Annotated in this window: 15 protein-coding genes; 8 read left to right on the plus strand and 7 right to left on the minus strand. The window is 66.0% G+C overall.

Going from position 1 to position 12,582, the window contains the following annotated elements; all coding sequences use genetic code 11:
- Positions 1–35: 35 nt before the first annotated feature.
- Entirely contained in the window at positions 36–644 is a 609-nt protein-coding gene (locus Amac_RS35995; protein ID WP_155358887.1) for a TetR/AcrR family transcriptional regulator, read from the plus strand.
- Positions 645–1,276: 632 nt separating this feature from the next.
- Positions 1,277–1,789, plus strand: coding sequence for a hypothetical protein (locus Amac_RS36005; RefSeq protein ID WP_155358888.1), 513 nt, complete (start codon positions 1,277–1,279; stop codon positions 1,787–1,789).
- Here the strand turns inward: Amac_RS36005 and Amac_RS36010 are convergent.
- Positions 1,729–2,799 carry a hypothetical protein gene (locus Amac_RS36010; protein WP_155358889.1) on the minus strand — a complete coding sequence of 357 codons (1,071 nt, stop codon included), beginning with the start codon at positions 2,797–2,799 and terminating at the stop codon, positions 1,729–1,731. The genes Amac_RS36005 and Amac_RS36010 overlap by 61 nt on opposite strands.
- Positions 2,800–3,102: 303 nt before the next feature.
- Positions 3,103–3,660, minus strand: coding sequence for a DUF4145 domain-containing protein (locus tag Amac_RS36015; protein WP_155358890.1), 558 nt, complete (start codon positions 3,658–3,660; stop codon positions 3,103–3,105).
- A 374-nt stretch (positions 3,661–4,034) separates the two neighbouring features.
- On the opposite strand from Amac_RS36015, the gene Amac_RS36020 reads away from it, so the two are divergent.
- The 3 genes from Amac_RS36020 to Amac_RS36030 all read left to right on the plus strand — a co-directional run bounded on the left by Amac_RS36020 (position 4,035) and on the right by Amac_RS36030 (position 6,501).
- Positions 4,035–4,688, plus strand: a complete 654-nt coding sequence (locus Amac_RS36020) for a PASTA domain-containing protein (RefSeq protein ID WP_155358891.1) — start codon at positions 4,035–4,037, stop codon at positions 4,686–4,688.
- Positions 4,689–4,983: 295 nt separating this feature from the next.
- Positions 4,984–5,958, plus strand: coding sequence for a hypothetical protein (locus tag Amac_RS55495; protein ID WP_218041492.1), 975 nt, complete (start codon positions 4,984–4,986; stop codon positions 5,956–5,958).
- Between the two features lie 315 nt (positions 5,959–6,273).
- Complete coding sequence (locus Amac_RS36030) at positions 6,274–6,501, plus strand: hypothetical protein (protein ID WP_218041493.1); 228 nt, start codon at positions 6,274–6,276, stop codon at positions 6,499–6,501.
- 159 nt (positions 6,502–6,660) lie between these two features.
- On the opposite strand, the gene Amac_RS36035 is transcribed toward Amac_RS36030, so the two are convergent.
- Entirely contained in the window at positions 6,661–7,092 is a 432-nt protein-coding gene (locus Amac_RS36035) for a VOC family protein (RefSeq protein ID WP_155358892.1), read from the minus strand.
- A gap of 91 nt (positions 7,093–7,183) precedes the next feature.
- Between Amac_RS36035 and Amac_RS36040 the strand changes: the two genes are divergently transcribed.
- The gene (locus Amac_RS36040) at positions 7,184–7,990 is read left to right on the plus strand and encodes an SAM-dependent methyltransferase (RefSeq protein WP_155358893.1); all 807 of its coding nucleotides are present in this window, start codon (positions 7,184–7,186) and stop codon (positions 7,988–7,990) included.
- A gap of 4 nt (positions 7,991–7,994) precedes the next feature.
- Here Amac_RS36040 and Amac_RS36045 read toward each other — a convergent pair whose 3' ends face one another.
- On the minus strand, positions 7,995–8,630 hold the full coding sequence (locus Amac_RS36045; RefSeq protein ID WP_155358894.1) for an HD domain-containing protein: 636 nt from the start codon (positions 8,628–8,630) through the stop codon (positions 7,995–7,997).
- A 232-nt stretch (positions 8,631–8,862) separates the two neighbouring features.
- Here Amac_RS36045 and Amac_RS36050 point away from each other — a divergent pair, with 232 nt between their 5' ends.
- The gene (locus tag Amac_RS36050) at positions 8,863–9,219 is read left to right on the plus strand and encodes a hypothetical protein (protein ID WP_155358895.1); all 357 of its coding nucleotides are present in this window, start codon (positions 8,863–8,865) and stop codon (positions 9,217–9,219) included.
- Positions 9,220–9,317: 98 nt separating this feature from the next.
- Here Amac_RS36050 and Amac_RS36055 read toward each other — a convergent pair whose 3' ends face one another.
- Together Amac_RS36055 and Amac_RS36060 are read right to left on the minus strand one after the other, a co-directional pair.
- A complete protein-coding gene (locus Amac_RS36055; RefSeq protein WP_155358896.1) occupies positions 9,318–10,049 on the minus strand; it encodes a sulfite exporter TauE/SafE family protein in 732 nt (243 codons plus the stop codon).
- A gap of 81 nt (positions 10,050–10,130) precedes the next feature.
- Entirely contained in the window at positions 10,131–11,237 is a 1,107-nt protein-coding gene (locus Amac_RS36060) for a winged helix DNA-binding domain-containing protein (protein WP_155358897.1), read from the minus strand.
- Positions 11,238–11,295: 58 nt separating this feature from the next.
- Between Amac_RS36060 and Amac_RS36065 the strand changes: the two genes are divergently transcribed.
- On the plus strand, positions 11,296–11,790 hold the full coding sequence (locus Amac_RS36065) for a GNAT family N-acetyltransferase (protein WP_246268944.1): 495 nt from the start codon (positions 11,296–11,298) through the stop codon (positions 11,788–11,790).
- A 7-nt stretch (positions 11,791–11,797) separates the two neighbouring features.
- Here Amac_RS36065 and Amac_RS36070 read toward each other — a convergent pair whose 3' ends face one another.
- Positions 11,798–12,376, minus strand: a complete 579-nt coding sequence (locus Amac_RS36070) for a TetR/AcrR family transcriptional regulator (protein WP_155358899.1) — start codon at positions 12,374–12,376, stop codon at positions 11,798–11,800.
- Between the last annotated feature and the right edge of the window lie 206 nt (positions 12,377–12,582).

Below are 12,582 nucleotides of genomic sequence, written 5' to 3' on the forward strand. Positions count from 1 at the left end.
TTAGCCTTCAACCCTTGAGAGGAGTGACGACCCGGATGGCGCCCGCACACTGGCGGCACTACCCCCCGCTGGACCTGCCGCCCATCCTCCGCGGCGCGCTGGAGGTCTTCACCGCCCGCGGCTACCACGGCAGCTCGGTCCGCGAACTCGCGACCCACGCCGGGGTCACCGTGCCGGGCCTCTACTACCACTACCCCAGCAAGCAGGCGATCCTGGTCGCCCTCCTGGACGCCTGCGTCGGCGAACTCCTGTCCCGCGCCGGCGCCGCCCACGATGAAGCCGCCCCCACCCCGCGGGCCCGCTTCACCAACATCGTCGAGAGCATCGTCCTCACGGTCACCCACCGCTCAGCCCTGACCGTGCTCGACTCCGAACTCCGCTACCTGGAACCAGAAAGCCGCCGCCACTACGCCGCAGCCCGCAAACAACTGGAGAACCTGCTCCTCGGCGTGGTCCGCGCAGGCCACCAGTCCCGGACCTTCGACGTCTCCTCCCCGGAAGACACCACCCGCGCCCTGCTCGGCATGTTCCAGGCCATCGTCACCTGGTACGACCCGGCGGGCCCGCTCACCCCACCCGAAATCGCCACCCGCTACCGCACGATCGCCCTACACACGGTCGGCGCCACTGAAGCTCAGCGGTAGCCGTTCTCCTTCAGCTCGCTCACCCAGGCCCGGCGCTCGCCGATCTTGCCGCCGCGCACGACGAACACCTCGGCCATGGACATGACCCTCGCCGAGATCCGACTCATGAATGCTGGTCACTTCTTGTGACAGCTCTCCCGGGGGTTCTTGTCCGCCGCCGACTGCGCCCGGCGGGCCCAACCGGACCGCGCGGTGGCGCTCTCTGGGTCCTTCGCGGCCTTCGACTGGGCAGGCGCCGACGCTGCCTTGTCCGTCTGATTGCGCTTCGTGGATGCAGACGTCCCCCACTTCGCAGGGTGCAATCTGGGAGCCGGAAGGGTGTACGACACCAAACGCAGTCCCGCGCAACCAATTCCACCGATCCAGCACGTGGACAACCGGATGCCCCGGTTCGGCAGTCGTCGATCGCGATCTCCCGTCAGGGTTAGGACCCGTGGACCACCGGTTTGCTAGCACGAACCGCTTCCACACGTAGCCCAAGAACAGGGTCACGACCCCAACGACCAGGGGCAAATGGCCGGCGAAGCCCTGCTGGCCAGCCCGGAAGGACCAATGCAATGCCGAATCGCGCTTCCTCTACGGAGAGACTTCCGTCGGGTGTACTTCCCGCACTGGGGTGGCAGGGCTGCCAGATGGTCATGGTGCGAGCCCTCAGCACCCCCCGCATGGTGGTGTGCGAGCTGGACGACTCCGAACACGCCAGGCGGCAGGACGCAGGATTGCTGCCCACGGCCGACGCCCTGTTGCTGCACTGCCGGGCACACGTCGAACCCTCGTTCCTCAAGCGGCCGTCACCAATACGCATTCGCGGAGCTGTCGCCGCACGAGCCTCCTGGCAGTCGGCCCGGGCGAACCTGGCGGAGTTCGCCGCTTTTGGCGCCCGTGTGGCCGTCCTGCCAGCGAGAATCGCACACCGGGATGGAGTGCGAGCCGAGGCCATTTATCACGGCTTTGGCCTGGTGACCGCCGAACAGCCCCATGAGGTAATTCAGCCCCCCGATACCCGTGTCGGTGCCGGGCGGACATGGGTCCATCGCCTGGTGGAAGAAGTCGTCTACGACGCCGTGCTGTCTCAGCAAGCCGCTCAGCGCCAAGATCTGGGCATCCAGGCATTCATGAAAGCGGGCGGTTCCCAGGTGATGTGAAACTCGTCTTGGATCCATCCGTACGAGCCCAGCGCGTTGCTGATCGCCCGCTTCCATGAGTCCGGAGTGGTGATCTGCTGGTGAAGGTCGTCCAGGACGCAGATGTTGTGGGCGGCGAGGCTGAGATCTGTGCAGGTGGTGAACCGGTCCATGGTGCGGTTCCCGCATTCCACGCAGTCACAGCGCCACAGGCTCTCATCCAAATCGTCGTGGCGCTGGACGTGGGCCCAGCCCTCGGCAATGCGTTCAACGTTCATAAATGTCATCAGCCGCGGAACGATCGCATGCCGTGGTCGCTGCGGCCCGGAAGGGCGACCTTTCTTGTCAGCTGGGTACAGATGCCGCAACGCGGAGGTAACCCCGACCGCGGCCCATGATGCGCCGTAAGCGATCGCCCCCAAGCCGGAGATATCGGTGCAAAGCAAGCCGACCGATACCTGTGCTTGGCTGAGCAGGTGCTTGAGCCCGTTGACCGCGTACTGGGTACGGAGTGGGTCACTGGCATGCTCCAAAACGAGCGCCACCGGTGTCTCGCGCTGATTTACCTCGCTGATTAAGAACTTCACTCCGGGATCGGCAAGCCAGGAGATGTGCAATGGAAGGACAGCGGTCACATTGACCCCGGCCCGCATCGTCTGCTCCAGGATTGCGGCAAGGGCCTCATGATCACCTTCTCCTACATAGCCGGAATCGGTGAGCACGGTCGCCGTGTTCAGGTCACGCTGAATCCCTATCCAGGATGGATCGAACCTCGCTGTCCCGCGCGGACGGTTGCTCCCAGCGTAACGGCGACGATCGACTAAGAGCGGCCAGGTCATCCCTTGCGTTCTCCCGGATACGGCGGTGAGAGAGCCAGCCCCGCTCACCACGATCCCTCCATCGCCATAATCGCCCACCGACCAAAAATCCCCGGCCCGATCGGCAGGGACCTGCGCCAGCAACCGGTTGGTCAAATCAAAGCCGCCACGGTCACGGTCTCCGGATCGTTGGGTGGCATCGGTGGTGTCCATCGCGATCTAGCCCTCCCTCGCCATAGAAGGGGAATATCTCGATTTGTCTCGACGGTGACCGCCCACCAGTCCGTAGTCAAGATGGAGTCAATTTCCCTGACGCAAGGGTTAATTCCTGGGGCGAAACGCATCGCGCGTGACCGTCGACTTCGCTCCCACGAGCGCTGAAAGGGCCGTCACATCCCAATGGCAGCCCTTTGTATCTCGCCGACTGCGTCGACGTCGCCTGACCCCTGCCCGGAGGCCGTCCAGCATGCCGAGGAGCGGGTGGAGCCGCGCCCGGGAGCGTAGTGCCGCTGGTGCTTATGGCGAAGACGAATTGCCAGCCCCGGGAACGAGCTGGCCCAGCCGCCAGTTGCGCGCGAACAAGGCGGCGGTGGTCTTTCGGCGCAGCTCCGGAGTGACGTACAAATGCCCGAGCATGTGCTGGGCCAGCGCGATCGCATCCGCAGCGTCGTCGAACGCCGCACGCGAGTCGGTGTCATGAGCGCCATCGTTGCCGACATCCTTGAGGTGGATCGCCCAGTCGTAGAGCTGCCCGGTGATCACACCGCTCGTGTGCGACTCCTGCAGCTTGGTGTTCAGCGACCTGAACCCACCCTTTGCGGTCGTCGCGCTGACGCCGTGATCGGCGCACAGGGCTTCAAGCAGGCGCCGAACCATGATGGTCGCGGCGGTGTGGGCTCCACTGTCGTGGCACACCTGCGCCTCGGCGAGGCTGTCAGCCAGCGCGGCGGGGATGGAAGATTCGAACGGCGGACGCGTGGGCGGCCACATCTGGCGCAACCCGGACAGCAGCCTGATGTAGACGACGACCTGGCCGCATGAGCCGTAGCCGACAGGGGCACAGCAGCGCGCCAAGCGTAGCCCTCGCTGCGGGCTTCAAGGATCAGCTGTTGTTCGCGACAGCTCGGACACGCGAGGGTGTCGAGCTCCTGCTGGAAGTCCACAGCGGGAACCATAGCCGTGCCCGGGACACCGACCCCTTCGGTTTTGACGGCGATCGCCCGAAACGGCACGCCGTGAAGCGACGCCCGGACGAGGTGGTGGTCGACGGAGCTCTCCCCTCACGGGCACGGTCAAGCTCGAAGAGGTAGAAGAAGTTACCTGCGTGACTCGATCCGGCTGGCCATCAATTCCGGATTGCGCGGGCCGCTAACGCGATTTCTGCCGAGAATTGTCTACGTCAGATAACGCAAGTCACTTTGGGTGCCGCATTTCTCTACCATGCCGATATGGCTCGTAGGAACAGCAATGCCAGCGGATGCCTGATCTTTTTCATCTTGGCCGCCATCGTCGGCGGCTGTAACCAGTTATTCAAGGGCGATGACGATGAGGCCGTCGCCGCCCAGTCCGTCGGCCCCACTGCGGTGCCAGCCCTGATCGGGAAGCAGGTGAGCACGGCCGAAGATCAGCTGGAGTCGTTGGGCCTCGATGTCGACGCGATCGGCATCGGGAACTCCTCGTGCTACACCGATGTCGATTGCACGATCTATCGGATAAAACCGGCCGTTGGCGCAATTGTTGATCCCGGCGAAACAATTGAGGTGTGGTTCTACACCAGGGCACAACTGTCCTGGTACCGGAAGCACAAGACCATGCCCAACCTCGTCGGCATGAGCGAGAAACGCGCCAAGAAGCTCCTGGAGCCCATCGAGGATGCCACCGACTCGGACTCCAAGGAAGTGACCTCGCTCCCGGTGGGGGTCGACGATCGAGTGATCTCCCAATCCCCAAAGGCCGGCACGCGCATCAAGTTCGGGCGGGGCATCAAGTTCGTCGTCGGATTCAACTACGGTTGGAGCGGCTCCGGCTCGGGGGGCGGAGGTGATGGCGATGATGGGAGCGTCAACTGGCCGAACTTCGGCCGTGACCGCGGCTGGTTCTAGTTGAGGTAGAGGCCGCTCGCGGTCCGGCGCGCTCCCTGAGGAACCGCGCTCGGGCCGGGGAAGACGAGCCGCTCGCCGCCGAGTGAAATGCGGTCATCCGAGCAGGAAAAACCCCGATGATCTTCCCTCGTAAACAGGTTTCGGTGCCGCTCGATCGCCGTCAAAACGACGGTTCGGTGACGACGGCCGCCGACCGGCGGTGCGGCGATTGGAATGGAAGGTATGCCGTTACTGCCGCGCCGTACCCCCAGGGTGGACCCGCCGCCGACTGGATTTCCCGCGGTTGCTCAAGGTGATGATGCCTCCGCAGTTGCGGACCCCGAAGGCCGCCGCCTGGTGGATCGTCCCGGTCACGCTGCTGGTCGGCGGGGTGGCCTGGTGGCTGCTGTCCGCCGGATGGAGCGTGGCTGAGGCCACCGCTACGCAGGGGGCGTTGCAGACCGCGCTGGCCACCGGCGCCGGGGTGGGGGCGGCGGTCACCCTGATGCTGGCCTTCCGCCGCCAGCGTCACCAGGAGCACGCCGCGCACGCCACCGCCTACCTGGCCGAACGCAACGCAGACCTGGCCGACCGCAACGCGGCACTGGCGGAGAAGATCGCCGACAACACTAAGCACGACGCCACCGAACGCCGGGTCACCGACCTGTACACCAAAGCCGCCGAGCAGCTGGGCGACGACAAGGCCGCCGTCCGGCTGGCCGGCCTGTACGCCCTGGAACGGCTGGCCCAGGACAACCCCGCCCGCCGCCAGACCATCGTGAACGTGATCTGCGCCTATCTGCGCATGCCTTACACCCCGCCCTACCCGCCGCACGATCCCGGAGCGCCGCACGCTCCGGGCCCCGTGGGCCGCCGCGAGCCCAGCCGGGGAGACCGCCCCCGACCGCGAGGGGGAACGCCAGGTCAGCCTCACTGCCCAGACCATCCTGGCCGACCACCTCCGCGACCAGCGCACCCCCGACCAACGCCACACCGGCCACCCCGCCGACCCCCGCTTCTGGGAAGACATGCGCATCAACCTGACCGGCGCCACCCTCATCGACCTCGACCTCACCCACTGCCACCCCGCACACGCCAACTTCCCCGAGCTGGGGTGTTGCGACGACCGCTAGAAGGAAGGCCGGGAGGGCGGGCCGATTTCGTCATGTCCGGGGTAGACAGGGCTGGCTACCGTGGTCCCGGCGGTCGAGCGCCCTCGGGGAGGAAGACCGTGTACCCGGTTACATGGCCGTTCAGTCCGTTCATGGCCTGCTCTGGAGTCCAGCCGTGACGATCAGCCTTGTGAGCGACGGTCTGCTCTAGCGCCCGGTCACTGCAAATCAGGTTTCGGCCGCGCAACTCCACCGAGCCAGTAGCTTCTCCCGTGAGGCAGTTGTAAGCGAGAAGTTTGGTCAGGGCCGTCATAGGCCCAGACTAGGACGCTCCCAGCGGGTCTGTGGCGGGGTGTCCCGATTGTGGCAGCCCTGGGCGGGGAGCTCCCCGGGTGGGTGGAGCTGGTCGAGCGGCGGCCGGAGGCGTAGGCCGGCAGGATGGGTGCTGAGTCCGGCCCAAGCAACCTGTACGACGTGTCACCAAACGGCTGACCATGCGCGGCGTACTGGTGAGCGACCATCTCGACCGCTCCCCCGAGTACCTCGCCAAGGCCGCGGCCTGGCTCGCCGACGGCAGCCTGCGAACCCGGGAGACGGTGGCCGAGGGTCTCGACCAGGCTCCGGCCGCCTTCCTCGGCGTACTGCGCGGCGCTAACACCGGCACGATGCTGGTCCGCCTGACTGAAGGAGGACGTCACCGGCTTCACCGGTCCTCCCAATGACGAACTCACTCGTAACCAGCGACCTCGTGTCGCACCACGGGAAAAGTGCTCCGGAACTCGTGCGGAAAGGATCTTCGAGAAGCCCTATCCTTCCAGTTCAGAGAGCACTTTTCCGATGCGAACGATCAGATCCTGCGCCGTCTAGGCGAAAGCCCGAGGCTAGAGATTCACCGGTGGGACCCGCACGCGGTCGCCCGATTCCGCCGTGACGGTGGGGTCGGTGGCGTACAGGCGAATCTGGACGCCGTCGGGGTCGCGGAAGCCCAGGCCGTACCCCCGGGACGCGCGAATGACCGGGGAGTGCGCGATGCCCAGCGCGTCCAGGTGGGCGATCCACTCGTCCAGCCCTTCGCGGGTCGTGGCCAGGGCGAACGGGTCGGCGTCATTGAGCGCCTCGGCGAGTTGGCGATTCTCCCGCAGAGCGATCTCGAAGTCGGTCCCGGCCACGTGGAACGCCATGCCCCGCACGACGCCGTCCTGATCCTCGAAGCTCATCGAGAGCTCCAGGTCGAAGACCTTCTCATACCATTCACGGCTGCGGGCAAGATCGGTAACCCAGATTTTAATGTGGTGTACGCCGGTTACGAACATGCCACAATCATCGGCGATGAAGCCGTGGGGGCTTGAGTACCGGGCTACTCATCTTTGCCTCACCGGCACGAGGACCTGGTTTGGGAGAACAATGTCCACGGACTACCTGGCGTCACCGCGGTTTCCGCGGACCTCGCGTTACCACCCGGAGTGGATCCGATCAAGTGTCAGCGGCGGCGCCAATTCATTGTGGCTGACCGAATGGCTGACCGAGGCGATGGACCTGCGGCCGGAAATGCGGGTGCTGGATCTGGGCTGCGGCCGCGGAGCCTCATCGGTCTTTCTGTCCCGCGAGTTCGGTGTTCAGGTATGGGCCACCGATTTGTGGTTCAGCGCCGACGAGCGCCTGCAACGCCTCCACGACGCCGGGGTCGGCGATTCGGTGTTCCCCATCCATGCCGACGCCCGGGCGCTGCCGTTCGCCGCGGATTTCTTCGACGCCATCGTCAGCATCGACTCGTACTTCTATTACGGCACCGACGACCTTTACCTGAACTATCTCGCCAGGTTCGTCAAACCCGAGGGCCAGATCGGCATCGCCGGAGCGGGGTTGGCGCAGGAGATCGACGGGCCGGTTCCCGAGCATCTCCAGGAGTGGTGGGAGCCGAGCCTGGCCTGCCTGCACTCGGCCGAATGGTGGCAGCGGCACTGGGAACGCAGCACCATCGCCCACGTCGAACTGGCGGACGCCATGACCGACGGCTGGAAACACTGGCTGGAATGGCAGCATACGGTCGCCCCCGACAACAGCGTGGAAATCGACGCCCTCACCGCCGACAGCGGACGCTATCTCGGCTACGTTCGCGCAATCGCCCGACGGCGCCCCGGCGTTTCGCTCGACGAGCCCATCTCGTCGATCCCCGTCGCCTACACCAAACAGTCGTTGTACCGCGTGTGAGGCCCTATTCGGGCCAGTCGGAATCGCGGATTACTTCGACAAAGTCGGTGTGCTTGAAATCGGGGACGAAGTGTTCGAGGACATCGGCATTCATCGTGCCGAACGTGGTGCCGGGCCGATCCTTGAATCCATCGGTGAACGCCCGGAGAATGCGATTCTTGAAGTCCGGCCGTGGATGTGCCGCGACCACCGCGTCGATGTCCTCCTTGGCCAGTTCGCCATAGCCGAAGCCGAGGACGTCGGTCTCGACACCGGCGGTAACCAGCGCTACCTCGGGCTCCAGCCGGTAGGGCACTTCCGGCGTCGTGTGCAGCGCGATGGCCTCCCACACCTTGCGCACGTCGATTTCGGGCACATTGCGTGATGCCAGGAAACGACGTGCCGCGTCGGCACCGTCAAGCTCGAAACGCTGGTCACTACGGTGACCCTCGGTCAGGCCGAGATCGTGGAACATCGCCCCCACGTACAACAACTCGGCGTCCGGTTTCAGACCAAGCCGTTTCCCCTGCAAAGATCCGAAGAAGTACACCCGCCGGGAGTGGTCGTACAGCAGCGGAGGCTCCACTTCCCGGATGAACTCGGTGGCCTCTCGCGCCAGCGCCGAGTCGGGAACGGCAACACCTGCGATCTTCTCGGTCATGAACGCCCCTCTCGGGATCATGTCAGAGACACCCTCGCAATCTTCACCCTCTCAAACGTGCGTGAGGATGTCCCGCCGTCTGGCACACACTTTCCGCAACCGAGTAGATTGCATGGGATGCCTGGTCACAGCCGACGTACGCTGGGATTCGCCGGCGCCGGGGTTGGCGGCGGAGACCCGATCACGGCCTGTCGCGCAACCCAAGGAGCACCGAACGGAGCTTTCATCGACGATGCCTGGGACGGCTGCTGATTCAAATCCCGCAAGCAATCCGATCATTCGCTGGGAGGACGCCGAGTCCGTCCGCACCTATCTGGCTCTGCTCGTAAAGCGCCTGGAGCCTGTCCGCCGGTCGATTCTGCTCACGCTGAGTCGCGCCGGACAGGTCGGGCTCCCCACGGCGGAGTTGATGTCGGTACACGGGATAGAGATGTCGGACATCAATTCGGCGGTGGAACGGGTGAACATATTCGCAGAATCATTCGGCTATCTGCCCTTGATCATCGGGGCAGGCGAGGGGTGGCGGATCAACTCGCCGGACCCTGGAATCGTTGAAGCCGCTCTTGCTGAAACGGAACGGTACCAATAGGTCACAAGGGTGGTTGCAGGTCATGTCCTCATGCATGCGTCCCAGCGGCGGGGGTGCAGAGGAGAACGGGCGACATCAAAAGATCGGGGAGACCATGATTACAGGCCCCAGAGTCCCTTGCCCAGCGTGGTGAGTCCGCCGGCCAGCGCAAGCAGCAGCACTATCCGCCGGGCCGGGCGCTCCGGCACCCGCTGGGCTAGTGCCTTGCCGATCGCGGAGCCTGCGGCGATCCCGGCCGTGACCACCAGCCAAGTCGGTACGGTGAGCTGTGGCAGGCCCTTGGCCGCGATGGAGAAGGCGTTCACCACGACTCCGTAGAACTGTGCGTTCGGGACGAACTCCCGAACCGTCCAGCCCGCGTTCACCGCGTACAAGGAAACAGCCGGGCCGCCTACCCCGGCTGAGGAGTTCATGAACCCGCTGGCGGCACCAGCGGCCAGCGCACCTGTGACACCGCGCAGGGCGGGCAGCCGCGTGCCCCACATCACCAGCAGCACGGCCGCGCTCACCAGCACCCCCATGCCCGCAAGCAGTACCGGCTCCGGCAACCGGGCGGCCACCCAGGCCCCGACCGGCACGGTGCAGGCGGCCGCGGTGACCAATGGGATCATCGCGGCCAGGCGGACCTCCCGCCAGGTGCCGACGAGCCCGACCGCGCTGATGGCACCGGCCGCGCAGTTCGCGAGCACCACACCCTCGGCCGGGCCGAGAAGCAGCACCAGCGCAGGCACCGCCACCAGCGCGAACCCGATCCCCGCCAGCCGCTGTATGGACGCGCCCGCCATGATGATGCCGCCCAGGACGAGGGCAACAGCCCAGCCACCTATCACGAACGGCTCCTCGCGGGTTCACACCACTGACCCGGCACAGCCTCCACTCATGGAACAAGCCTGATCAACAGCATTCCTCCGTCAGCCGGTTCGTACGCCGACGCGCAGGGTGTCGCCGAGTCGTGCGGCCTCCTTCTCGATCGCCTGTTTGGAGACCGGGCCTGCCTCCGTGAACAGGATGACGTCGAGGGATTCGCCGTCGGTGGTCCAGGTGCCGACGACACGGCCCCCGGCGATGACTACGGGGGAGATCCAACCGGCGGCCTTGCTGACGTGGTCGCGGCGTTCGGGGGCGATGATCTGGGGGTTCTTGGTTCCGGGTCCCAGGACGTACTGGTCGAATGCGGGGAGCAGCCGGATCTCGGTGGTCGGATCGGTGGTGGCGAGGTCGTCCACGTCTTCGGTCCGGGCGTATGCTTGTTTGCCGTCCACCTCGACCTGCACCAGTTTTCCAGTCTGTTCCAGATCGGTGAACCAGGATTTGATCTGGGCTTTTTTCGACTGTCCGCGGATCAGCCACTGGTCGAATGTCGTCATCGAGGCAGGGCCGAAGGCGCCGAGGTAGGCGGGGATCACCGTTTGCGCCGCCTCGTCTGGTTCTGGCAGGCCAGGCCAGGTCGGCAACCAGGTCTCGGGGCTGGTGAAGGTGACCCGGTTGCCTTCCGAGGGCCCGTAGACGAGGAGTCCTTGCCAGGCGAGCGGTTTGAGGACCGCGCCCCACCCGGAGCGCAACTGTTCGGCGATCAGGTCGTCCCCGGTCTTTCTGACGATCTCGGTGGTCAGTTCCTCCCGGCTGAGCACGGTGCCGTTCAGGGACTCGCGCGCCGCGTCGGTGATCGCCGCGAGTTGCTTGGCGGTCGCGAAGGTGCGCTGCCAGGAGCCCTTCTCCCAGGTGCGTGCGGCGGAGATCAGCGCCAGGTAAGCCGCCGCGTCCTCGGAGGCCAGCAGGTGCAGAGTGCCGCGCATTGCCCATGTCTTGACGATTGAGCGGTCGCTGAGGCGTTCGCCCACCTCACCCCGATTCGGTGTGCTTCGTCGTACCGCCACCGCCTGTTCGGCGCTCGACGTGACCTGCGCCTGTACGCCGCACAGGCGTTTGACGATGGCAACGGTCCCGGCGTCCGGCGGACGGTTGAGGAACTGGCGTCGCATCCGCCAGGCCAGAACCTGGTCTGAGGTCAGCTTCATCCCAAGACTCCTCCGTCGACGGCCTGCTCAATAGAGTGACCTTATGGTCGAAGGCTTCGTGATTGTTGACGCTTCCATGGGTGATGGGGAGGTGCTGGGGGAGATCCACGCGGAGTCCTGGAAGGCGGCCTACGCCGGGTTCTTCGACCCGGCGTTCTTCGCCGAAGCGGTACGGCACCGGCGCGGGAAGTGGCACGACGTGCTCGCCAAGGGGCAGGACACCATCCTGCTCGCCGCGCGAGCGGGGCGGCCGCTGACCTTCTCCTACTTCGGCTCCTCGCCGACGCGGCCGGGATGGGCGGAGATCTTCGGGTTCTACAACCATCCGGACGGGTGGGGCAGCGGCAGCGCGGCCGCCCTGATGGTCGCGTCCCTGCGCAGGCTGCGCGAGGACGGCTTCGGCGGGGTGCATCTGTGGACGCTGCGCGACACACCCCAGTCACGCCGCTTCTACACCAAGACCGGCTTCACCGAGTCGGGTGCGGTCCGCGGGCACGATTTCGGGGACGGCAACCCGATCGAGCAGGTCGAGTACGAGTTCATCGCCCGCTGACCCTCCGTCACGGAAAGACGCAGGACAGGGCGTGGCGCAGGATGGCGGCGAAGGGTTCGGGGTTGCCTGGCTCGAGCCAGCGCCGCCCCGCGACGCGGATGGCGCCGGCGATCGCGGCGGCCATGACGGCGGGGAACAGGTCGCGTTCGGTGCCGGTGCGCGTCGCGATCGCCTCGGCGAGCGGGCCCTCGGCCATGCTGAACGCTTTCAGCGCCTCACCCTCCAGTTCGGGTGTCGACATGATCATGGACAGGCCGGCCCTGTCGGGCTCGGGGTTGGTGTAGAGCTCGATCACGGCCGCGATGACGGCCTGGTCGAGCGGCTCGTCGGCGGGCCGGGAGCGCAGCGCCTGCCCCACGCGCCTGGACTGGTCGGCCTGGAAGGCGCAGATCGCCTCCGCCCTGCTGGAGAAGTAGTTGTTGTAGGTCCGGGGCGAGACTCCCGCGGCCGTGGCGATGTCATGGACGCGGACCAGGGCCAGCCCGTGCGGGCCTTGCTCGATGGCCAGGCGCAGCGCGGCATGGCTGATCGCCTCCCGGGTGGCCTGGCTGTTGCGGGCCCGGAGGTCCATGGCGTCGTCGTTCATGAGGGCAACCTTACCTGATATTGCGTGCCACGCACTATATGCGTGACGCGCAAGTTGTGAGTAGAGTGCGGGGGAGCGCCTGGCACTCGCGCCTGGAGAGTGCCAACCCCAAGGCGTGCCGGGACGGCGAGGTCCGTCAGCGGACCGTCCGTCGCGGGCGCCGTCCCGGAGACCCCCGATCACGAGCAGGAGCAGGAATGACTTCG

It is taken from the genome of Acrocarpospora macrocephala, assembly GCF_009687865.1.
GTDB lineage: Bacteria > Actinomycetota > Actinomycetes > Streptosporangiales > Streptosporangiaceae > Acrocarpospora > Acrocarpospora macrocephala.

Excerpts from the sequence above, each read along its gene's own strand:
- Amac_RS35995 (WP_155358887.1), top strand. The coding sequence starts at position 36 with ATGGCGCCCGCACACTGGCGGCACTACCCCCCGCTGGACCTGCCGCCC.
- Amac_RS36005 (WP_155358888.1), top strand. The coding sequence starts at position 1,277 with ATGGTCATGGTGCGAGCCCTCAGCACCCCCCGCATGGTGGTGTGCGAG.
- Amac_RS36010 (WP_155358889.1), bottom strand. The coding sequence starts at position 2,799 with ATGGACACCACCGATGCCACCCAACGATCCGGAGACCGTGACCGTGGC.
- Amac_RS36020 (WP_155358891.1), top strand. The coding sequence starts at position 4,035 with ATGGCTCGTAGGAACAGCAATGCCAGCGGATGCCTGATCTTTTTCATC.
- Amac_RS55495 (WP_218041492.1), top strand. The coding sequence starts at position 4,984 with ATGATGCCTCCGCAGTTGCGGACCCCGAAGGCCGCCGCCTGGTGGATC.
- Amac_RS36030 (WP_218041493.1), top strand. The coding sequence starts at position 6,274 with ATGCGCGGCGTACTGGTGAGCGACCATCTCGACCGCTCCCCCGAGTAC.
- Amac_RS36035 (WP_155358892.1), bottom strand. The coding sequence starts at position 7,092 with ATGTTCGTAACCGGCGTACACCACATTAAAATCTGGGTTACCGATCTT.
- Amac_RS36040 (WP_155358893.1), top strand. The coding sequence starts at position 7,184 with ATGTCCACGGACTACCTGGCGTCACCGCGGTTTCCGCGGACCTCGCGT.
- Amac_RS36045 (WP_155358894.1), bottom strand. The coding sequence starts at position 8,630 with ATGACCGAGAAGATCGCAGGTGTTGCCGTTCCCGACTCGGCGCTGGCG.
- Amac_RS36050 (WP_155358895.1), top strand. The coding sequence starts at position 8,863 with ATGCCTGGGACGGCTGCTGATTCAAATCCCGCAAGCAATCCGATCATT.
- Amac_RS36060 (WP_155358897.1), bottom strand. The coding sequence starts at position 11,237 with ATGAAGCTGACCTCAGACCAGGTTCTGGCCTGGCGGATGCGACGCCAG.
- Amac_RS36070 (WP_155358899.1), bottom strand. The coding sequence starts at position 12,376 with ATGAACGACGACGCCATGGACCTCCGGGCCCGCAACAGCCAGGCCACC.